The sequence below is a fragment of the Paenibacillus sp. ALE3 genome (assembly GCF_054113405.1).
In genome coordinates, this window is the sequence record NZ_CM134214.1 from 3641639 (window position 1) to 3664154 (window position 22516).

20 protein-coding genes are annotated in these 22516 nt (G+C 46.7%); 6 read left to right on the forward strand and 14 right to left on the reverse strand.

What is annotated here, in order from left to right; all coding sequences use genetic code 11:
* Positions 1-133 precede the first annotated feature (133 nt).
* Positions 134-865: an HAD family hydrolase gene (locus ACXHJ2_RS16150; protein WP_165081374.1), complete on the reverse strand. Its 732-nt coding sequence runs from the start codon at positions 863-865 to the stop codon at positions 134-136.
* Between the two features lie 359 nt (positions 866-1224).
* Between ACXHJ2_RS16150 and ACXHJ2_RS16155 the strand changes: the two genes are divergently transcribed.
* The 3 genes from ACXHJ2_RS16155 to ACXHJ2_RS16165 all read left to right on the forward strand — a co-directional run bounded on the left by ACXHJ2_RS16155 (position 1225) and on the right by ACXHJ2_RS16165 (position 3402).
* Positions 1225-2082 (forward strand): hypothetical protein, encoded by an 858-nt coding sequence (locus ACXHJ2_RS16155; RefSeq protein WP_165081372.1) that lies wholly within the window; start codon positions 1225-1227, stop codon positions 2080-2082.
* A 109-nt stretch (positions 2083-2191) separates the two neighbouring features.
* Positions 2192-2947, forward strand: a complete 756-nt coding sequence (locus ACXHJ2_RS16160) for a threonine/serine exporter family protein (RefSeq protein ID WP_165081370.1) — start codon at positions 2192-2194, stop codon at positions 2945-2947.
* 20 nt (positions 2948-2967) lie between these two features.
* The gene (locus ACXHJ2_RS16165) at positions 2968-3402 is read left to right on the forward strand and encodes a threonine/serine exporter family protein (RefSeq protein ID WP_013370005.1); all 435 of its coding nucleotides are present in this window, start codon (positions 2968-2970) and stop codon (positions 3400-3402) included.
* A gap of 99 nt (positions 3403-3501) precedes the next feature.
* Here ACXHJ2_RS16165 and ACXHJ2_RS16170 read toward each other — a convergent pair whose 3' ends face one another.
* The gene (locus ACXHJ2_RS16170) at positions 3502-4011 is read right to left on the reverse strand and encodes a GNAT family N-acetyltransferase (RefSeq protein WP_165081368.1); all 510 of its coding nucleotides are present in this window, start codon (positions 4009-4011) and stop codon (positions 3502-3504) included.
* Between the two features lie 200 nt (positions 4012-4211).
* Between ACXHJ2_RS16170 and ACXHJ2_RS16175 the strand changes: the two genes are divergently transcribed.
* Together ACXHJ2_RS16175 and ACXHJ2_RS16180 are read left to right on the forward strand one after the other, a co-directional pair.
* Positions 4212-4940, forward strand: a complete 729-nt coding sequence (locus tag ACXHJ2_RS16175) for an MBL fold metallo-hydrolase (protein ID WP_457874198.1) — start codon at positions 4212-4214, stop codon at positions 4938-4940.
* Positions 4941-5012: 72 nt separating this feature from the next.
* Positions 5013-6101, forward strand: coding sequence for a M24 family metallopeptidase (locus tag ACXHJ2_RS16180; protein ID WP_165081365.1), 1089 nt, complete (start codon positions 5013-5015; stop codon positions 6099-6101).
* A gap of 26 nt (positions 6102-6127) precedes the next feature.
* Here ACXHJ2_RS16180 and ACXHJ2_RS16185 read toward each other — a convergent pair whose 3' ends face one another.
* The 5 genes from ACXHJ2_RS16185 to ACXHJ2_RS16205 all read right to left on the reverse strand — a co-directional run bounded on the left by ACXHJ2_RS16185 (position 6128) and on the right by ACXHJ2_RS16205 (position 13059).
* Positions 6128-6826: a queuosine precursor transporter gene (locus ACXHJ2_RS16185; protein WP_016820648.1), complete on the reverse strand. Its 699-nt coding sequence runs from the start codon at positions 6824-6826 to the stop codon at positions 6128-6130.
* A gap of 247 nt (positions 6827-7073) precedes the next feature.
* Entirely contained in the window at positions 7074-8471 is a 1398-nt protein-coding gene (locus ACXHJ2_RS16190) for an L-cystine transporter (protein WP_013370000.1), read from the reverse strand.
* A 244-nt stretch (positions 8472-8715) separates the two neighbouring features.
* Positions 8716-10617 (reverse strand): beta-glucoside-specific PTS transporter subunit IIABC, encoded by a 1902-nt coding sequence (locus ACXHJ2_RS16195; RefSeq protein ID WP_165081363.1) that lies wholly within the window; start codon positions 10615-10617, stop codon positions 8716-8718.
* Between the two features lie 166 nt (positions 10618-10783).
* On the reverse strand, positions 10784-11617 hold the full coding sequence (gene licT / locus ACXHJ2_RS16200; RefSeq protein WP_013369998.1) for a BglG family transcription antiterminator LicT: 834 nt from the start codon (positions 11615-11617) through the stop codon (positions 10784-10786).
* 209 nt (positions 11618-11826) lie between these two features.
* The gene (locus ACXHJ2_RS16205) at positions 11827-13059 is read right to left on the reverse strand and encodes a PTS transporter subunit EIIC (RefSeq protein WP_165081361.1); all 1233 of its coding nucleotides are present in this window, start codon (positions 13057-13059) and stop codon (positions 11827-11829) included.
* 497 nt (positions 13060-13556) lie between these two features.
* Here ACXHJ2_RS16205 and ACXHJ2_RS16210 point away from each other — a divergent pair, with 497 nt between their 5' ends.
* Positions 13557-15260 (forward strand): methyl-accepting chemotaxis protein, encoded by a 1704-nt coding sequence (locus ACXHJ2_RS16210; protein WP_165081359.1) that lies wholly within the window; start codon positions 13557-13559, stop codon positions 15258-15260.
* Between the two features lie 99 nt (positions 15261-15359).
* On the opposite strand, the gene ACXHJ2_RS16215 is transcribed toward ACXHJ2_RS16210, so the two are convergent.
* Genes ACXHJ2_RS16215 through ACXHJ2_RS16245 form a run of 7 tightly spaced genes read right to left on the reverse strand, consistent with a single transcriptional unit; the run spans position 15360 to position 22436 of the window.
* Entirely contained in the window at positions 15360-16979 is a 1620-nt protein-coding gene (locus tag ACXHJ2_RS16215) for a cobyric acid synthase (protein ID WP_165081357.1), read from the reverse strand.
* Between the two features lie 38 nt (positions 16980-17017).
* On the reverse strand, positions 17018-17887 hold the full coding sequence (gene cobS / locus ACXHJ2_RS16220) for an adenosylcobinamide-GDP ribazoletransferase (protein WP_165081355.1): 870 nt from the start codon (positions 17885-17887) through the stop codon (positions 17018-17020).
* Positions 17884-18444, reverse strand: coding sequence for a bifunctional adenosylcobinamide kinase/adenosylcobinamide-phosphate guanylyltransferase (gene cobU, locus ACXHJ2_RS16225; protein ID WP_090736167.1), 561 nt, complete (start codon positions 18442-18444; stop codon positions 17884-17886). The genes cobS and cobU overlap by 4 nt, the downstream gene beginning before the upstream one ends.
* Positions 18441-19511 carry a nicotinate-nucleotide--dimethylbenzimidazole phosphoribosyltransferase gene (cobT, locus tag ACXHJ2_RS16230; RefSeq protein ID WP_165081353.1) on the reverse strand — a complete coding sequence of 357 codons (1071 nt, stop codon included), beginning with the start codon at positions 19509-19511 and terminating at the stop codon, positions 18441-18443. The genes cobU and cobT overlap by 4 nt, the downstream gene beginning before the upstream one ends.
* A 41-nt stretch (positions 19512-19552) precedes the next feature.
* Positions 19553-20389, reverse strand: coding sequence for an ABC transporter ATP-binding protein (locus ACXHJ2_RS16235; protein WP_058829193.1), 837 nt, complete (start codon positions 20387-20389; stop codon positions 19553-19555).
* Positions 20386-21432, reverse strand: coding sequence for a FecCD family ABC transporter permease (locus tag ACXHJ2_RS16240; RefSeq protein ID WP_165081351.1), 1047 nt, complete (start codon positions 21430-21432; stop codon positions 20386-20388). Before ACXHJ2_RS16240 ends, ACXHJ2_RS16235 begins: the two co-directional genes overlap by 4 nt.
* Positions 21429-22436, reverse strand: coding sequence for an ABC transporter substrate-binding protein (locus tag ACXHJ2_RS16245; RefSeq protein WP_165081349.1), 1008 nt, complete (start codon positions 22434-22436; stop codon positions 21429-21431). The genes ACXHJ2_RS16240 and ACXHJ2_RS16245 overlap by 4 nt, the downstream gene beginning before the upstream one ends.
* Positions 22437-22516 lie beyond the last annotated feature (80 nt).

Here is a 22516-nt window from a genome sequence, read left to right on the forward strand (position 1 = left end):
CGATCCCTCCTTCTCTGTTCTACCCATTTCAAATGAAGTTAGATCTATAACAGATAAATAGTATTACGGACCAGCTTTTGAAATAGCTTCAAAATAGGTTGGATTCTTTTAGATGACACGATATGTACCGCGTCTAACGTGCGTCGGGCAGGAGCAGCCTTCTTAGCTCTGCATAGCTTGCCGCAGTTTCATAGCCTCCCGACACATCAGATTCCGGGATAGCATTCCTGTGATTGAACCAAATTACCCGCCAATTTGCAGCTATAGCTCCCGCCACATCATTACGCCAGGAATCCCCAATGTAGCAGCAATACTCTGCTAAAGTTTCTGTCCGTTCGTTCACTATTTCGAAAATGCGCGGATCAGGCTTGGCATAACCAACGGTCCCAGACACAAAAATATGCTCTGCCGCAACATGATTTTCCAGTGTCATAGCTTTAATTTTGCTCATCTGATGTTCTTCAAGACCGTTCGTAATCAAACCGACCAAATAGCCAGCCGAGCTCAATTCATCGATTAATGAGGTAGCCCCCTCAAAAGACTCAATTCGGTACTGACGATCCAAGTATTCTTGTTGGACATGCACTGCCTGCTCACGGGTAATATCTACCCCGAATTCTCGTAGAGCCAGAATAAAACGACCTTCCCTCATATCATCCAGTTCATCCTGCCCTGCTTTCCCCTCCAATAGTCCTCCTTTAGCCGATAGTAAATCGCTGTAATAGCGAATACGGTGGTAGACTTCCTCATATGGAAAACGCTCACTTAATCCTAATACTGTACGCAATGCATCACGTGTAGGGTGCAAATGATCGTACATCGTATCATCTACATCAAAAAAAACAGCCTTCTTTTGCAAGTTCATATGCCCACTTCTTTCTGTTAAATCTTTGGATGACACTCTCTATACCTTGTCCTGATATTATACCCGTTGACCTATTACGTTGCACCCTTACCTTCCCAGCCCGTATCTCTCATTCACCCTTCTCAGGTGATAACATACACTGAAAAGACTGCATTTTCGCAAACTTACTTTACTTCACTACTGCGCTAACATAGGTATCTTGTCCTGGTTTGAACGAAAGCGTTTTATTTTGACAGCACACGGGTAAAAGGTCACATTTTTGAAAAAATTCGTCATACAGGTTTACATTTCGTGTAAAATCACGTACCTTTTAGGGATGAACGCTTTACAGATGTACTTGGATAAGGGAGGTATACACAATGGATTCCGGTTCTAACTTAGCCTACGGATCAGCCACACCTTTGATTGAGGCACTTATAGAGTTTGAACAGGAGCTTGAAGCGAACCGGCATTCTCTGAGTTTTGATTTGGGATTGATTATGGAACAGGGCCGCGCTCCACGATATATGGCTACACCGCCTGATGTTATTCCTTTTGCCCACGCTGGAGTGGACGGGATACATTATGGCTTTTTAACCGATTTTGGCCTTGAAAAGGACCTTTCACAGGCTCCGATTGTATGCGTTTCTCCCGTCGATTGGACGGGGGTATGGGTGGTTGCCCGCCATTTGCAAGATTTTCTAAGCGTTGTTTATACAGAAAACAGTTCATTAAAACGATACTATGCCAGTGGAGCTGACTATTCTGGACATGCCGGTCAGCGTCCTCTGCAAGCTGTGGATGAACGTACTGCATTTGTACGCGAATGCTTTCGGGAGCGCTTTGGCATTCTGCCGATTCAAGATATGGCCGCCTACATCGACAGCTTGCGAACAGAGCGTAAGCAAAATGAAGTTGCTCCTACACTGAATGGCTTGGGTATTCAGGCATCTTCTTCTATGAAGCGTAGCTCTTCTATTGAGAGCGACTTCTTGAACGTAACGGAGCCGTTCCTCTGGGAACAACAAGGTGAAGCTGTACGTGAGTTGTTCCGCAGCGGTTCGCATGAAGCCAGACTGGCCTTTATTCGAGATGCTCAGACACGGCATCTGTTCACCCATTCAGCCCTTCGTGCTTTTGTAACAGGGCAGCTTAAGTTGATGAGCTTGTCTGAGGCCGCAACATACCTAGAAGAGTCTTACTATACCGTTATTCCTGATACGATGGAATCTCGATAAACTCCATAGATTCCCCCAATTTAACCGCCTCTGAAAAGGCGGCTTTTTGTGCTACAATAAATGAAAACAACAGGGTCGAACGACCTGGGGCGCATGAAAGAGAGCGAGCATGAATAATCATTCCTATCCTACTCCTGAAATCATTGAGGTTTGTCTGCTAGCAGGCAAACTGATGATGCAAAATGGAGCCGAGACCTATCGTGTTGAAGACACGATGTCCCGCATTGCTTCGGCCTATGGCATATCCCAGTCCCATAGCTATGTAACGCCCACTGGAATTTTTTTTGCCATTAATGATACGGAACCTGCCAAGCTAATCCGGATCGTAGAGCGGACTACAGATTTGCACAAGGTGACCGAGGTGAACTCCATTTCACGTAAAATCAGCGCAGGCACCTTGTCTCCCAGTGCAGCCGTAAAAGAGCTTTCGGAAATTGAACGTGGTCCCCTCCGCTATTCCAATCGTGTACAGCTGATCGCTGCAGCGTTGGCCAGCGGTTGCTTTATGATCATGTTTGGTGGAGTGTGGCGAGATTTCCCCGGAGCTGTGTTGTGCGGCGGTATCGGATTTGCAGCCTTACAATATTTTCACAGGCTCGTTAAGGTTAAGTTTTTCTCAGAATTTTCTGCATCTTTTCTAATCGGCTTGCTGGCGGCTCTGTTAGTGATCGTCGGCGGGGGACAGATGATGGATAAAATTATCATTGGCTCCGTCATGCCATTGGTGCCAGGGTTGTTAATTACAAATGCCCTTCGGGATTTAATGTCCGGGCACCTTGTCTCAGGGCTTTCCAAAGGTGCAGATGCTTGCTTGACGTCTTTTGCCATTGGAGCTGGTGTTGCAGTTATCATTTCTTATATGTAATTTGGAGGAGATTCAAGCTTATGCTTGCACAATTATTCACAAGCTTTATTGCCACCGCTGCTTTCGGCATACTGTTCCATGCCCCCCGACGCTCGCTGCTGCAATGTGGTTTTGTCGGTATGCTGGGCTGGCTTGTCTATTATTCAACCACGGATAGCATGGGACCTGTGAGCGCCAGCCTTTTAGCCACGATCCTTATCGGCATCGTCAGTCAAGGTTTTGCTAGACTGTACAAAATGCCTGTGATTATTTTCAGCGTGGCAGGCATGATTCCCCTGGTGCCAGGAGGAATGGCTTATAATGCCATGCGCCAGTTCGTACAACAACATTATCCTCAGGCACTGGAGCTGGCCATGAGCACACTGATGATCGCAGGAGCGATAGCAGTCGGTTTGGTAATCTCTGAGGTGCTTAACCAAATCTTTCACAACATACGTTTTAAACCTCAGCGTTAAAAACGGAGAAATAACAAAGTAAAAAAAGCTGCCTCTAAAATCGCTACACTGACAGTGTATGAGACGATGTTGGAGGCAGCCTTTTTCTGTAGTTCAATATTAATCTACTCGCTTACCCAATATAGCCAGATCGCGCTCTATGCTGTCCAGCACGGCAACACGTGGAAAATACCCCCACTGCTCAAAGCCAAACTTCCGCAGCAGCGCAATACTCGGTTCATTATGACCAAACACAAACCCCAACAATGTTGTAATTCCTAGTCTAGGACATTCATTTAGCAAGTGCTGTACCAGACGGCTTCCAGTGCCGGTTCCACGAGAATCCTCATGGACATAAATGCTAATTTCTGCTGTACCGTTATAAGCTGGTCGGCCATAAAAGGACTGAAGACTGGCCCATCCAGCAATTGTCCCCTTTTGCCTTAGTACCCACAAAGGGCGGTGGTTTTCCTCATGAGCCTCAAACCATGGAATACGGCTCTCTACTGTCACCGGCTCCAGATCTGCTGTGACCATTCGTCCTGCAATCGTAGAATTATATATATCCACAATATCGGGAAGATCCTCCCTGCATGCAATTTCAATGGAAAAAGATTGGTCCTTGTTCATTATCGTAGCTGCCCCCCTATTGTGGTGATTTATTTATTGTACAGGACAAGCGCCCGAACAGCTATATCGAGTTGTTTTGCGGATTAACCCCAAAGGGTCTTATAATAGAGCTTGAACATAAGCCAACGCTACATTAACCGGTTTAACGACATAAGACGGGAGGTATGCTTCGGAGTCAAAGGAATCCGAAGCAGCTTAATATGAATATTGGAACTCAAATTTTGATTTTGGAAGTGTCTATGGGACCTTTTTTTGGTAATTCGATCATTCATCCTGTACTGCTCAAGGACGAGGATGGACTTACATTGATAGACTCGGGCATGCTCGGCCAATTGGAGCCTCTGCGCAAGGCTATTTCAGATGTGGGTGAGGATATAAGCCGTCTGAAAAGAATTATTATAACGCATCAGGATATTGACCATATCGGAAATGTTCAAGCACTGCTGGACTTGCTACCGAACACTGCCCTGCTGGCCCATAAGGATGACATTCCATATATGACAGGAGAACGACCATTTATAAAGCTGACGCCGGAACGCATCAATCTGATGGAGCCTGCACTCAAGCAACAAGCAGAGGATATGATTCGCCACCTGCCAGATTTGCGTTTTGCTCATATTCTTGAGGACGGTGAACATCTGCCTTATGGTGGAGGCATACAGATTATTCATACACCCGGTCACACGCCTGGACATATCAGCTTGTATGTGCCTGCACAGAAGCTGCTGTTTGCAGCAGATGAACTGCGTGTAGTCGAAGGTGAGCTGGTCGGTCCCGCTGAGTCAGCTACGCCGGATATGCCGTTGGCTCTAAAGAGCCTTGATAAGCTGACTGTATTGGATGTGGATAAGGTACTCTGTTACCATGGTGGTTACTATGATCAGAATGTACAGGCACGTCTGCAAGTATTAAGTCAGTCAAGAGAATAAGCTATATAAAGATATAAATTATGATGTAATAAGAGCTATAATGAATAAATGGACAGAAAGGAATGAGACTCAATGAATGATAAAATTACCAGATTGTATGATGAACTGAAGTCACAAGCTTGGGATGGCCTGCTTGTGACCGATCCCAAACATATTTACTACCTGACGGGCTTTGCCAGTGATCCACATGAGCGGTTTCTAGGGCTCGTGCTGCTTCGTGACCAAGAACCTGAACTGATTGTACCAGCCCTGGATGCAGAAGCCGCTCAAGCTGCTTCTTCGGTGACGCGTATATCCACCCACACTGATACGGACAATCCATATGATCTGTTACGCCAACGCACAGGAACCGGAGTGAAAGCATTCGCACTAGAAAAGGAACACGTCTCCGTCCTCCGTTACGAACAACTACATACTGCCATTGGCGCTGCTCAATATGTGGACCTGGGTCCGGTGCTTCAAGAAATGCGTGTGAGAAAAACTCCTGAGGAAGTACAACGTTTGAAACATGCAGCTCGTTTGGTAGAAGATGCTCTTCGTCACGGCCTAACCCATGTTCGCGAAGGGGTGACAGAAGTCGAGCTGGTAGCCGAAATCGAATACCAGATGAAAAAACTTGGTGCAGATGGCCCATCCTTTGACACGACAGTGTTGTCTGGACCCAAAACGGCCTTGCCTCATGGTGTTCCGGGGACCCGCAAGCTGCAACACGGCGATCTACTCATGTTTGATATGGGTGTATATTCCGATGGTTATGCTTCGGATATTACACGCACTTTTGCCTTTGGCAAGCTATCGACTGAGCTGGAAACGATATATAATACGGTTCTTCGCTCAAACGAAGCCGGAATTGCCGCCATTCGCCCGGGAGTTTCCTGCGCATCCGTAGACCAGGCAGCTCGAGCCGTTGTTGAAGCCGCTGGATATGGCCCTGCTTTTAACCATCGGGTTGGACATGGTCTTGGTATGAGTGTTCATGAATATCCATCTGTACACGGAGGCAATAACGATCTGCTTCATGAAGGGTTTGTGTTCACGATCGAACCCGGCATCTACGTTCCAGGTCTTGGGGGCGTGCGGATTGAAGATGACGTTCTGGTCACCTCTGAAGGTGTTGAAGTGCTGACCTCATTTCCGAAGGAACTGACCGTGCTGGGATAAAAAAAGAGGGGCAACCCCAAGCCAAATCATGGCTTGAGGGTTTGCCCCTCCTCTTCTATCAAACGGAAATTGCGTGCGATGTACAAAATCGGTGTGCCCGCCGCAGTCAGTACAAATTTTAAGATGTAAGTGGTGAACAGCAATTCGATCCATATCCCCCACGCATAGCCGTAAAAGGCAATACTACAGAAAATGAGGGTGTCTATAAACGAGCTGATCATCGTGCTGCCATTGCCGCGAATCCAGAGCTGATGACGCTCCGGGAAAAACTTACGAATCCAGGCATATAGACGCACGTCCAGCAATTGACTGACCGCATAGGCTGTCAAGCTGGCAAGCGCAAGCCTTGGCAACAATCCGAAGAGCTGTTGCATCGGTGTCTGGGCAAAATCCGTTGCAGTAGGCTCAAATAACAGCACCATCTGCATCGTGATCGTCGTCATAATCAGAGTGAAAAAGCCGAACCACACAGCTTTTCGCGCCTCTTTAGGCCCATATTTTTCATTTAGTAAGTCGCTGGCCATATACATAGAAACATACATTGTATTTCCCAATGTCGTGGTAATGCCGAGCAGATCAATGGTTTTGGTTACCTGAATGTTGGCTAATACAGTAGCAACGCCAATCCAGGCGTACAGCCCTTTTTTACCAAACAACCGATAACATAACAAAAAGAACATAAAATTGACGAGGACAAATGCTGCCCCCCATAACAGATTAAACATGAAATCCTCCTAGTTTTGATAGCGCGGGATGGTTGCGAACCGCGGTTCATCCGAACAAGCCGGAAAAACATTATTTTAATGTATCATAGATTAGGATTTGTGAACAGCTATAATTTACACGGTCATAAGCCCAATATAAAGAGCCGACCTTAAGGTCGGCTCTTTATATTGGGGTGCTCATTGCACGTATACATATGCTATAAATGCGATATGAGACTGCAGTGTACACCATTCGTCTATCTTTTACTTAAGAGTGTGCCGCTACATCCAGATCCGTGCCATGGTTGTTGAACACGTCTTGATCGTTCTCCTTGAGTACTTTGCCAGAGATAAGGCCTGCGGTAATAGAATCATTAACATTCAACGCGGTACGGCCCATATCAATTAACGGTTCAACCGAAATGAGCAATCCTGCCAAGGCCACGGGAAGGTTCAGGGTAGAGAGCACGATCAGGGAAGCAAAAGTGGCACCCCCGCCTACACCTGCCACACCAAACGAGCTGACCGTAACAACCAGAATAAGCGTGAGGATAAAATCCCAGCTTGTAGGATCTATGCCCACCGTTGGAGCAATCATGACCGCCAGCATGGCAGGATAAATACCCGCACAGCCGTTTTGCCCAATGGTTGCTCCCAGGGTCGCGGACAGATTCGCGATGCCGTCGGAAACACCAAGCTTTTTCGTTTGTGTTTCAACATTTAATGGAATAGTCGCTGCACTGGAACGAGACGTAAAAGCAAAAACCAGTGTAGGCAATACCTTTTTCACATATGTCACTGGATTATAGCCGAACAAGGCCAGCAAAATAAGATGAATAACGAACATGACCAATAAAGCCACATAAGAAGCGAGTACAAACTTGATCAGCTTCAAGATTTCATCCGGATTTGTCGTAGCTACAACTTTCGTGATCAGTGCTAAAATACCGTAAGGCGTCAATCTTAGCACCAGCGTTACAATCCGCATCACTACAGCGTACACTGCGTCGATCACTTTGCGGAAGGTTTGCGCCTGCTCTGGTTTTTTACGATCCAATCCGAGTACTGCCACCCCGATAAAGGCTGAGAAAATAACCACCGCCAACGTCGATGTACGGCGTGCCCCTGTCATATCTTCAAAAGGATTCGAAGGAATAAATTCCAGCACCTGCTGCGGAATAGTCATATCCTGGACTGTTCCCAGTCGTTCTTCCATCTTCAGGCCTTGCGCTTGCTCCTTTTCACCACTTTGAATCTCAATTGCTTTTAGATCAAAAGACAGGCTGGTTACAATACTTACAGAAGCAGCAATCGCCGTTGTAATCAGTAGTACTGCAATAATGGACACGCTTATTTTGCCAAGGTTCTGTCTTCCCTTCAAGTTCATTATAGCCGAAATAATCGACACCATGATCAGTGGAATCACGACCATTTGCAGCAAACGGACATAACCATTACCTGCAAGGTTGAACCAATCGACCGATTTGGTAATGACCTCTGAGCCGGCCCCATAAGCGTACTGAAGAATAGCCCCGTAGATCAGTCCGAAGCCGAGTCCGGTAAATACTCTTTTTGTAAAAGAGATGCGCTTTTTCTGCATCCAGACCAATACGCCGAGCAGTGCAAGCAGCACGATGACATTCAAAATAATAAAGAAGGTATCCATATATCATTTCCTCCAAACTTAAACGTAAGATGTTTTATAAAAAAGCGACCCTTCAATCCGAAGATTACTATATCACAAAGCCAACTATTTTTGTAGGTTTTATTGAAATAAAAATAATAAAGATGCTTCAGCTTTAGACTTTATGTAAACGCCAAACAGCAAGCCTTCTTAAAATGAAGGCTTGCTGTTTGTTATTCTGAACACAACGATTTGTATTCAGCTTATGCATAGATTTTTTCAACGGTTAGACAATCACTGTGTATAGCAGTTCCTGTTCCTTAACCACTTTATGCTGATTCCCGGCAGGCTCCAACTCGCTAAACTGATCCACATTCGTAACAATAACAGGCGTTATCGTTTCGTAACCAGCCTTGCGGATTTCCACCAGGTCAAACTCCAGTATAAGATCGCCTACCTTCACGCGATCTCCTGCTTTAAGATGAGGCGTAAAATGAAGTCCTTTTAGTTTAACAGTGTCCATCCCTACGTGAATGAGCATTTCAAGTCCTGAATCACTCACCAAGCCTACAGCATGTCCGCTTTTGGAAATAGAGAACACTGTGCCGTCAACTGGGGAAACAACCCGACCTTCGGAGGGTTCAATAGCCCATCCTCTACCCATAATTTCTTGAGAAAATGCAGGATCATTAACTTCACTGAGCGGTTTAACTTCACCCATAATTGGGCTGAATACCGGGATTGTCTCACCTTTCGGAAGTGAGCTCACCGCAGATTGTGCTACTCCCTTAGTAGAAATGCCACCGGCAGCATCTGCTACTTGTGGTGCCTCTTCGTTCTTTTCATCTGTAAAACCGATCACATAGGTAACAATCGTAGCAACCACAAATGCAATAATGAGACCAAGAATTGCATACAAGAAAGTCGGTCCAATAAACATAGCCAGACCAGGCAAACCAACGAGTCCCCCAACGACGTACGCTTTTGTGCCAAACAAACTCATGAAGCCCCCGCCGACAGCTCCGCCGATCAACGCTGCCGTAAACGGTTTTTTAAACCGCATATTAACACCATACATTGCAGGCTCGGTTACACCCATAATAGCTGTCAAGCTCGTGGAGAAGGCCACTGTTTTGACTTTGGCATTTTTGGATTTCAAGAATACGCCGAGTGTTGCACCAGCCTGAGCCAAGTTAGCTGCTCCCATAATTGGAATCATGTAATCATAGCCCAACGTTGCAATCGATCCGATCATAATTGGAACCAATGCGTAGTGCATACCTGTCATAATGATCAGGGAGAAGGTACCGCCCAGCAGCAGACCTGCAAGCGCACCTGTATTTTCAAACAACCAAGAGATACCACCTGACAGGCCATTACCAATAATGGAACCGAGTGGCCCTACAGCAATCAACGTCAAAGGTACGATAATCAATAGAGTCAGTGTTGGAACAACAAGCAACTTCAATGATGCATGAGTATACTTATCAATGAATTTTTCAACATAGGATGCCAGCCAGATCGCGATGACAATTGGAATAACGGTCGACGAATACGTGGCCGCTGTCACCGGAAGACCAATAAAGCTAACCTTTACATTCGAAGCCAGTAATGCTGTAATGTCTGGATGTAAAATTGAAGCACCAATCGCCGCACCAATAAACATATTGCTACCGAGTTTTCTAGCCGCACTCACAGCCAAAATAATCGGCAGGAAGTAGAACGCACCGTCACCTATTGCGGCTAAAATCGTATAGGTTTGACTCTTATCAGACATCCAGTGCATAGCTACCAATAGGGCAATAATCCCTTTGATCATACCTGCACCGGTGATCGCCGGCAAAATAGGTGTAAACATACCCGCAATAAAGTCGAACAGTTGGCTGATCGGGTTTTGTTTTTTCTTGGATGCAGTGCTTGCGCCTGTTTCACTTTGCGGTGCCTTGGACATGTTACTCACCAATGATTTATATACATTAGCTACATCATTTCCGATAATCACCTGAAACTGGCCGCCACTCTCCATGACTCCCATGACACCATCCGTTTTTTGCAACTGCTCTTTTTGAGCTTTCTTATCATCATGAAGGTTGAAGCGCAAGCGCGTCATGCAGTGAATGACCTGCTCTACATTTTCTTCTCCACCGACCAATGTAAGTATCTCTTTGGATAATTGATTTCGATCCATGGGGTGTTCCTCTTTTCTTTTTAAGGTATAAAGTGTGAAAATTAGGAATAAAAAAAACCTGAATACAGAAAGCAGACAGCTTTATAAAAGCCAATCTTCTTTCAGCATTCAGGTTTTGCCTTCTGGTTTAGAAGTAGCAATCCTAAATCCCTGATCATCTATAAAATCATTGATTTTTAATGATGCGTTCGATATGAATGGTGAGATACAGCATCTCATCCTGGGACAAGCTTCGACCATAGATCTTAGTCGTATAATCTCTTATTTTTTCCGCACAAGCATAAGCGTCCTTATATTGTACCTTAACCATATCATGAAGGGAATTATCTGTATTTTGTACAGGAGTTCCATTCATAACCCGTTGGGCAAAAAATTTGAGATGTGTAATAAAGCGGTAATAGCTTAATGACTCTTCATCCAGCTCCATTACAAAAAAGCGACTTACAATGTTTATAATATCCTTGACGATATTAGTCAGGGTTATCGTTTCACGCATTTCACTGTTAAGCTGTGCATTCACCAAATGTAAGGCAATAAACGCCCCTTCATCATCTGGAAGTGTAACCCCCAGCTTGTCCTGAATCATGTGTAATGCTTTGGTTCCAATCGCGAATTCCTTACGGTACATTCGTTTGATTTCCCAGTAAAGTGCATTCTTGATGTCCATACCCAAACGATAACGCTCTATGGCAAAATGGATATGATCTGTCAGCGAAATATAGATGCTGTCATGCAACTCTACACCAAGTATCGTTTTGGCATATTGGATGATTTCATCAGAAATTTCAACATACTCAATAGGGATATCAGACATCAGGGTCATCAATTTACGGGAAACCTCGGTACTTTCAAGCTTGAAAATTTTCTCGATTTTCCCCTCTTCAATCTCATCGCCTGTGTTTTTTTTAAAAGCAATTCCTCTTCCCATAATGACTAATTCTTTCTGCTGTTCATCAATGACCGTTACGACGTTATTATTCAGCACCTTTGCTATCTTCATTCCATCACCTTAAGCCGCTTGGAGTAGTAAAAAAAGGCAACACCAAAACTGACACAAAGTGTCTGTTTATGGTTTTGCCCGATATGCTCAGTAACAATCCATGATTGTGCAGTTTTGAATAACTGTCATCATAGTATCATATAAACACTGAGCTGACAAGATTTTTTTGTAAACACTTTCATGATGTAATTATGTGCTGTCGTTGCACCTTAACTGTTAGAGCTCTTTTCCACATTCAAATCCGAGGAAGCACTGATGCGGGATGCGGATGCAATTTTGGATTGCTCCTCTTTTTCGTCCACAAAGCCCATAAAATACGTAATTACGCCAGCCATAAAGAACGAAATCAGCATGCTCAAAATGGCGTAAACAAATGTAGCGTCGGAAAACAGGGGTAAGCTAAACAAGCCAGATAAGGCTGCAAAAGCAGTCAACTTCACTTCAAACAGACACATACACGCCCCACCAATAGCCCCGCCAACCAGTCCCGCGATAAGCGGTTTTTTGAAGCGCACATTAACGCCGTATAATGCCGGTTCAATGATTCCAAACATAGCCAATATGCCTGTGGAAGCAGCTAGTGTTTTGACTTTGGCATTTTTGGATTTAACACATACACCAAAGGCCGCGCCTGCCTGAGCCATAACTGCTGCCGCAACAATAGGAGTAATAGAATCATAGCCATTCGTAGCTATGGATTCTATTATGTTCATCGACATCATATATTGCATGCCCGCAAAATGGAGCACAGGTATCGTCCCGCCAAACAGCAGACCCGCAAATATTTCCGCATCGTCAAACAATGAAGCAAGACCATCTGACAAGTTATGAGCCAGGGTCGTCCACAGCGGACCAAAAACAAACAGTAATAAAGGCACAATAATGATAAGCATCAATGTCGGAACGACCAATAGTTGAATAGAATAGCGGTCGAACCTACTCAATCCCTTTTCAATCTTTGATGCAAGCCAGACAACAATAAGGATCAGTATAAAAGAAGCAACATACTGTGGCTCCACCACGGGTAAATCGTCTGAGTTCATTTTTAGGCTGGATTGCAGCAGTTCTATAATGCCAGGATGAAATGAGCAGGCCGCAATTGCCGCCGCAATAAATAAATTGCTACCAAGCTTTCTTGCCGCATTTACCGCTATCATAACGGGCAAAAAATAATATACGACCCCACTAATGTACCCTAAAACAGTGGAAACTTGAGTATCAGAAAAAAAATCTAAGAACAATAAAACAGGCGCAATCACCTGAATGATTCCTCCACCAATTAGCAATGGCAAGCACGGAGTGAATACACCTGAGATAAAATCAAACAGGCGGCTGAACGGATTCCCTCCTCTATTCGCTTTATCTTTGTCTCTAGTCGGTTCCTGTTTATCTTCTCCTTCTACCTCCGAGTTTATTTTCTTAGAAAGTAATTCACGATCCATAACTGCCTTTACCCCTTTTATATGTATATTGAAGACCACATCGAACGTACTAAAGCTAGCTTAGAAGAAGCTTGTAAAAAGTAGCATTCCTTATACTACTTATATTCCTTCTTTTTTACAATAGTTATAAAAGCACAGGTAAAGCCTTTTAATTTCTTACTCCTGATAATTTACATCAAACTTACATCTAAACACCTAAGACCATAGTTATATATTTTTTGTTTGTTTTTGGGCAAATATGACTATTCAACCGTCTGTTAATTATGTAAAATAGGTCTAACCTACTTTTTAGTAAATCATGGATTACTTCCCTTTCTCATTCTTGTCCCTTGAATACAGCTGAAATATACATAGAATCCGAACATTTTCAGTCTTTTCTTCAAGCAAAGAAAGGAAACAAGTAGATCATGGCTGTCTAGTATCTCATTGGACAAGCGGCCTACATCAAGCAGGGCAATCCGTCTGTTTTATTACCATCATGTGAGAGGAGAATTTTCATGAAGCTTTTTAATCGTTCCCTAGGCGCAAAATTGCGGATTATGTTTTTGCTGATTCAACTCTTTGCGTCCCTTTTGTTCAGCATCAGTTTCTATGCAGTAGCCATGAGTATCATTAATAGCAGTGTCATGCCTCAAGTAGATCAATTGCTAGAAACTGGAGCAAAAAATGTGTACCAGGATCTCAATATCTCCTTAGCTGTTCAGGCTGGGCAAGGAAGTGGTTCTGATTCGGGCTCTGCTATGCAGATGGAAGCTTATCTTCAGGACAAGGTCGACACCCTCAAATTAGAATCGGCATATATTGCGGTGCTGAAGGATGATGGTAAGGCCGAAGTTGTCGCACGAAACGTAAAATCAGCATATAAGGTCAAGGATACTCTCGTTCCTGTCGAGGATATTAAAGAAGCAAAACAAGGCGAGATGAATATTAGTGACATGTACAGTGATCCGCATGGAATTCACAAAACCGCCTTCTTTGCCATATCAGGCAGTAATCTAGTTCTTGGCGTGAACGAGGATGTCGGATTTGTACAGGAAAAATCCCAACAAATACTATGGATTTGCATAGGTATTACCTTGGTAACACTCCTGCTGGGCGGAATTATTTCTACGCTTGTCATACGTAAAGTTGTGCAGCCCATTGCCGAGTTGGTTCGTCATAGTGAAAAAATTGCCCAAGGTGATCTGTCGCAAGAAGCAAAAGTTCATGGAGTTAATGAAATTGCTCAACTTGCCCGCAGCTTCCAATCTATGTCTCATAACTTGAAAGAAATGATTGGCCATGTGCTTACTACATCAGGTGCAGTTGTTAAAGGGTCGGACGAGCTGCTTCGTCGGACTGAGGCTATGAGTGTAAAAGTGCAGGACTCTACAGCTGCCGCTGAAGAAGTAGCCAAGGGCAGCAACAGCATCGCTTCTGCTGCTGCTGAAAATGCGCAGGCTATGGAGGAGATTGCTCAAGGTGTTCAGCATATCGCTTCCTCTGCCAATGATGTATCTGATCAAATCAGTGAAGCGACGAAAGAAACGGTTAACGGTAATACGCTTGCTCAAAAAGCTGTAGCTCAAATGTCACAGGTAGGACATGCCGCTGATGAGTCGCTTCGATACATACATAGTATGAATGAACGCTCAGAAGCTATTGGTAGCATCGTTTCTGCAATTTTCGATATTACAAAGCAGATTCAAATGTTGTCCCTGAATGCCTCCATTGAGGCTGCCCGTGCGGGCGAGCATGGACGGGGCTTCGCTGTAGTTGCCGGGGAAGTTCGCAAGCTCGCAGAGCAATCCAAAGAAGCAACACAGGAAATTTCGGACTACTTGGTTACCATTCAGGAAGTATCGCAGCAATCTGTGGACTCTGTGACCCAGGTTAGCCGTGAGATTCACTCGGGAACAGAAATGGTTCAGCAGGCGAGTTTCGCTTTTAACCAGCTAAGTGAGCTCATGCAAAAGATCAACGCTACGATTCAAACCGTATCCGCAGCAACAGAGCAAGTATCCGCCAGCTCGGAGGAAGTATCTGCTTCCGTGGAAGAAACAGCTCTCATTGCTGCCAATGCACAGCATATGATTCAGGAGATCGGTTTAAATGCCGATGAGCAACTGAATGAAATGGAAAGCCACAGTGAGGTTGTTCGTCAATTAAGCCAACAAGCAACTGAGCTGCAAAAGGCGGTCCAAAAATTTAAAATTAAGTAAGCTGAGCTGCTAAAAAAGGTATCTCTCAGTCACAAAAATGACTGTAGAGATACCTCTTTATTTTTTTAAAGCGATTTAAAGGATCTTCCATGAAGAAGTTTATGAATCCATCCCCAGAATGCGATAAACTTGCTCCATATCTAAATGAGCTCGTACCACCTCTGCGACACGGTCAAACTCTTGTTCCTTGGCTTCACGTACAGTAAAAGTGCTATCTAAAGCTGCCAAGCCCTTGGCTTGTCGCAATCCATCCAACCAGGACCGGCGAAAACGGTCATTATCAAACACACCATGCAAGTAGGTTCCCCATACCTTACCGTCAATCGTGCCGCAACCTTCCTCAAAGGCGGCCCCTTCCCCACGCTGAATCTGGAATAATGTTTTCATATTCGTTGAGTCTGGAGTTCTGTCTATAGATACATGTGGTTCCGTGACATACTCCGTAACACCCATATGTATTTCATAACCTTCAATGATTGGCTTGGCGGCAGAACCTGAATCAGGTGCAGCGCTTAGCAAAAGCGGGCAATGATTAGACAGGGTTCCTTGAACACGCACGGTTTGCTTTTCCTTTAAGAAGGTCGTAGATAGAGCTAGCCATCCTAATCCATCTGCCTGCTGCGGCAACCCAGATTCGACGGCATCGGGGTCAAATAGCGCTGTGCCCAGCATCTGATAGCCCCCACAAATACCAACCAGTTGCGTGCGTCCCGTCTTCATGGCCTCTCGAATGTCTTCCTCCAGCCCTCTTTCACGCAATTCCAGCAGGTCTCCGATGGTGTCTTTGGTTCCCGGTAAGATAATAGCGTCCGGTACGCCCAATTGTCTGGCCTCTGTGACATAACGTACGCTCACGTCAGGCTCTGCAGCCAAAGCATCCGTGTCCGTAAAATTGGAAATACGCGGATAGCGTATCACCGCTATATCTAATTCTTTATCTTTTGCTGACCGCTTAGGCTTCTTGTCCAGTACGACCGAATCCTCTGCTTCAATACGAATGTCCGGTAAATAGGGCAATACACCGAGTACAGGAATACCTGTCCGTTCTTCCAGCCAGTCTAATCCCGGTTGAAGCAGGGACAAATCGCCTCTGAATTTGTTAATGATAAATCCACGGATACGCCGTACTTCATGGGGTTCCAGCAATTCGATAGTCCCTACCAGAGAGGCAAAGACACCGCCCCGGTCGATATCCGAAACCAGCAGTACTGGAGCATCCGCCCAGCCTGCAAGGTTCATATTTACAATATCGCGGTCCTTTAAATTAATCTCTGCCGGGCTGCCCGCCCCTTCCATAAGCACAATATCATAGGTATCACGCAGCCGATTCAGCGCATCCATGACGGTATGCTTGGCTTGTGGCAAAAAATCCTTTCGGTAATCAGAGGCGCTCATATAGGCATAAGGTACACCGTGTACAACAATTTGTGAGTGCATGTCCTTGACCGGCTTAATCAGAATTGGATTCATATCGGTCGTCGCCTCAATACCACAAGCTTCGGCCTGCACACCCTGAGCACGTCCAATTTCCTTGCCGTCCTCAGTAACATAAGAGTTTAACGCCATATTTTGTGACTTAAACGGTGCGGGACGATAGCCGTCCTGCAGAAAGATCCGGCACAGCGCAGTCGTTACTACGCTTTTGCCCACATCCGACGCTGTTCCTTGAAGCATCAATATAGCTGCCGGGTTCGTGCGGGACGGTTCGAAAGTTGACAATTGCCTCTTCCCCTTTAACGAATTCATTTCAAATTTGGTCACAACCCGTACAAAATGACAATAAACAGCATCAAAACCGTCTCCAGCAATTCGTTCAAAGCTCCGTATATATCCCCCGTAAGTCCCCCAAGGCGGCGGTTAATACGGTTTGCAACAAAGGTTCCAGCTCCGTAGGCCAAAAGCGGAAGCAATGCAAATCCTAGCCAGATTGGAAAAGACCCAGAATACGAAAGATGCATCTGTAAGTATGCCCCTGCTAACGATAGGCCCCCTGCTTCCTCTGTTACTGTAGCTAAACCTGCAAAGATATATTGCCCTGAAGCAGCGCATAGCGTCACTAATACTGCCCAGAATACGGCCAGTCCGACACGTTTACCGTTCATATCAGCAAAACGCGCCGCCAGCCCATCATCGTTACGGGCTTTAGGCCAGCGCCTCATCGCATGTACCATAAACCAACGGCTCCAAACCATCGGAAGTATCAGCAAGCCGGACGCATTTCGCTCAACCAGCACGGTATACAACAAAGAAGCCTTGAGCATGAGTAGCAGTACACAAGCAATAACACCCATCGCTCCTACACGGCTATCCTTCATAATTTCCAGCATCCGTTCACGGGACCTGTAGCTAAACAAGGCATCAGCCGCATCCATCCACCCGTCCAGATGCAGTCCGCCCGTCAACCACACCCAGACAGCAAGGGTAAGAATCGCACATGGCACTGGTGGCAGCACCATAGCCGTAAGCGCCGCAAAGCTCCAAACGATAATGGCAATAACCAATCCAACCAGCGGATAATAACTTGTACTGCGTTTCAGCAACTCCGGGGAAAAATCCAGCTCCGCCTTGACCGGTAGACGGGATAAAAATTGAAAAGCCGCAGCAACAGCCTGACGTTCACTGCTCATAGCTTATATTCCAACTGTTTAAGTTCTACGGGGATACCCGCCGTTACTAAAAAAACTTCATCACAAAGACGGGCAATCCGCTGATTCATAATCCCGCTCAAATCCCGGTACAGCCTTCCAAGCGGATATTCTGGTACAATACCGTCACCGACTTCATTGGTTACGATGACGAGCGATCCCGGATACTGCTCCACAGCTGTTGCCAGTTCATCCATGGCGGCTCTGGCGGCAGTTTCACCGTCCTCGCCTGCGGCCAGCAGTACGTTCGACAGCCACAGGGTCAGGCAGTCGACCAGCACCATAGACGCAGGCTGCGACGCTTGAGCGTTGCCAAGTTGTCGCAGCAGCTCCGGCAGCGCCTGCGCTTCCTCCAGCGTCTGCCAGTCATACCCGGCAGAATCGCGCTGGAGCCGATGAAGGGCGATGCGCTCCTTCATCTCCACATCATAGGCTTGCGCCGTTGCAATGTAGCAGGCACGCGGTGCGCGCGCCATGCATAATCGCTCGGCAAAGCCGCTTTTTCCGCTGCGTGCCCCGCCGGTCACGAGCGCCTTCATCGCTGCGCGGCTCCCTGACCGTCCGATACGCCTGCATCGGCAAAGGTCGCCATTTCGCGCATAATGCGGCACGCCGCATCAATCAGGTGCAAGCTCAGCGCACCGCCCGTGCCCTCACCGAGCCGCATGTCCAGATGGAGCATGGGCTCCAGCTTGAGCTGGCGAAGCACCGCTGAATGTCCGCGCTCGTCCGAGGCGTGCGAAGCAAGCATGTACGCCGCGCTTGCAGGCGCAAGCGCGCGTGCAGCAAGGGCAGCCGCGCCGGAAATAAAGCCGTCCAGCACCACTGGACAGCGATGTGCGGCTGCGCCGAGGATGACGCCTGCCAGAGCGGCAATCTCCAGACCGCCAACCTTGGTCAGCACGTCCAGCGCGTCATTGGCATCCGGCTGATTCACATCCAATGCGCGGCAGACAACGGCTATTTTACGGGTAAGTCCCGCCGAATCTACGCCCGTCCCCCGGCCTACGATAACTTCCGGCTCAAGCCCGGTGAGCGCACATACAACAGCAGCACTGGCTGTCGTATTTCCAATGCCCAGCTCTCCAGTAACGAATAGCCGTGTGCCACCTTTAACCGCTTCTGCTACAGCTTCAGCTCCGGCCAAAACTGCTTGTTCCGCTTCCGTACGCAGCATCGCTGGCCCTTTAGCCATATTCGAAGTGCCCATGCGCACCTTACGATTCACCAAACTCGGGTGAGAGACATCCGCATTCACGCCAACATCTACTACCTGGACATCAGCGCCCGCATGACGTGCCAGCACATTAATTGCTGCGCCGCCTGACAGCATGTTATACAGCATTTGCTGCGTAACCTCAGCTGGAAAGGCGCTAACTCCCTCTTCACACACACCATGATCCGCAGCCATGACCATCACCGTTTTGCGATCAAATTCAGGCTTGTCCACGCCAGTAATTCCTGCTAACTGAATGGCCAAACTCTCCAGCTTTCCAAGACTTCCAGGTGGCTTCGTTAATTGGTCCAAATGTGCTGAAGCTGCCGAAGCCGCCACTCCATCCGGCTGGGCAATGCTATCGATCAGATGACGCAGCTTGTCGTTCATATCTTCCACTCCCTGCTCTTTTTTAGTATGTTCCCAATCTCTTATTGGTCTGCTGTAGACGCAGCGCTTCTGCGCAGCAAGAGCTGCGGCACACCGCTATCGGGATGCGGAAGCATCACAGGCTCAACACCATATACACGACGAATCCGGTCCTCTGTTAGCAAATCCGATGAAGTACCCAATCCTTCAACCATTCCATCCTTAAGTACAAGCAAATTATCGCAAAACTGTGCCGCCAAATTAAGATCATGCAGGACAGCAATGATTGTCACGCCCGTTTCTTGGCGCCATTCTGCCAGCAACTCCATAAATTCAAGCTGATAGCGCAAATCCAGATAGGTCGTAGGTTCGTCCAGCAGCAATACCTGTGGCTCCTGTACCATCACCTTTGCTAATGCTACACGCTGTCGCTGTCCCCCACTCAAGCGGTCCAATGTTCTGTCGGCCAGTGAAGTAAGACTCAATCGCGCTAGGACCCGATCCGTAATCGCCTCCACATCAACTCCCTTTTCCCTGCCTAGCCAGTCCTGATGAGGAAACCGTCCCATTTCTATAACTTCCCTGACGGTGTATCCCACTGGGGGAATTCCCTCCTGCTGGAGTACGGCTACAAGTTGGGAAAGCTCTTTTCTGCTGTAGCTACCGACCTTTTTACCATAGATATGAACACTTCCAGAAGTCGGCTGATCTACGCCAGAAAGCAGATGCAGCAACGTCGATTTTCCACTCCCATTCGGACCAATGATCCCCCACCAAGCTCCTTCGTCTACGTTCCAGCTAATATTCTTCAACACATGGAACTCTCCATAAGCACGGGTCAGGCCTGCTACCTCTAGCGCCCGATCATACACCTTCTGTGATTCACTTTGTTTGGTCACAACAGATCCCCCCTGCGTAGCTTCTTGTTCCGGTACAGGAGATACGCGAAGAACGGCGCCCCAACAAAGGCCGTCATAACGCCCAGAGGAATTTCCGTTGGGGCCAACAACGTGCGAGCCGCCGTATCTGCCCAAGCCATAAAAATAGCTCCACCCAGTGCAGATAACGGAACAATCATCCGGTAATCGGGACCTGCCATCAGACGAATGATATGAGGCACAACAAGTCCAACAAAGCCAATGACTCCACATACCGAGACAGCGGCAGCTGTCAGCAAGGTAGATATGATTAGGACAGATAGCTTCGTCGCATCTACATGAACCCCCATATGAGCCGCTTGACGTTCTCCCAAAGCCAGAATATTCAGCACCCGTGCCCGGTTCCATAGAAACACCAGCCCAACGATCACGTAAGGTAAAAGAATTCCCGTATATGACCAACCGCGCAGACTGAGACTTCCCAGCGTCCAGTACAATATTTCATTGACTGTTTCCTTCGACATGGCTGCCAGAAAAGAAACAATGGCTCCCCCAAAAAATTGCATCACCACACCTGATAAAATGAGGCTTTGGGTCGGAATTTTCCCACCTTCACGCGCCAACGTCAACACCATCCACAGCGTCAGCATGCCGGTTATAAATGCAACTAGCGGAAGTGTCCATATACCCACAAATGAAAATTGAAGCCCCCAATAAATCAGTACTGCTGCTCCGACCGAAGCTCCCGAGGATACCCCAAGGGTATACGGATCAGCCAAGGGATTACGCAACACACCCTGAAATCCGGCTCCCGCCAGCGCCAGCGCTGCTCCAACCAACATTCCCAGTAACACCCGTGGCAATCTGACCTTCAAAATGATCTGCTCTGAGGATGTATTCCAATCCGGTGTAAACGTATCACCTAACCACGGTAGGTGGTTGATCAAAATACCTGTGATCTGGCTGACCGGAAGACTGACCGAGCCGATGCCAAGACAGAGTAGCAGCGTCAGCAGCAGCAAGACAAGACCTGGCCCCCCAAAACCGATCAGTCTACGGTTCATTTGAAAATTTCAGGGTACACGCCCTTAGCCACTTCCTTGAGCCCTTCCGTTACGCGTGGCCCCGGACGACTGATCAAATTATCATCCACGGCAAATACACGATGGTTACGAACAGCCGATATTTGATCCCATCCACTGCGAGCTTTTATGATATCGCCGAGGGTCTGGCCTGTTTTATCATCCTTCACACTTTTGCTGTACAAAATCACGTCAGGGTTGGCAGCTATAATATTTTCCTCACTGATTTGGTACCAGCCCTTCTGCGTGGCACCCACGTTTTCGCCGCCCGCCAATGTGATCAGTTCATCCATAAATTCGCCCTTACCCACTGTCCAGCCTGGTGAAAATTCGACGTATACCCGTAGCTTCTGCCCTTTTCCGATATTTTTAACTCCTTCTTTCACTTCCGCTACATCTGCTCTCATCTTGTCAGTCACCGCTCTCGCTTCTTTCTGATGATCGGTGATTTTCCCATACAATTCGATGTTAGCTATGACATCTTCAACTGTTTTCGGTTCTGTTTTAAAAATCATAATCCCCATGTCACGCAGCTTAGTCGTAGCCTGTTCACTAAGTGAAATTCCTGCAAAAACAACTTCCGGGTTCGCAGCAATGATCGCCTCTTCGTTCGGTTTCATAATACCGCCCACTTTAGGCTTTTTCGTAGCTGCCTCTGGGTAATCAGAGTAGTCGGATACACCAACAATTTCCTTATCCAGTCCGATAGCGAACAGCGCTTCAGTTTCTGCCGGGGAGACGGAAACAATCTTGTCCGGTGCTTTTTTGAATGTAAATTCCTGTCCTGTTGCATCCTTAACCGTTAGCGGGTAAACCGTTTTGCCCGGAGGCTCTTGTGCGGTTACAGTCTGTCCCGGCTGCTGTGAAGAAGCTTGGCCCTCTTTATTTTCTACATTTTTTCCATTCGCGCCACATGCACTCAGTACAACTGCCAATATCAGCGCCAATAGACCTGTTGTCCATACCTTTATTTTCTTTCCTGCCATGATTTGCACCCCTTCATACAAAAATCGTTAAGAGCGTTACTTGAACATCATCCGTATTTCCTCATTCCAGCCTTCTTTTC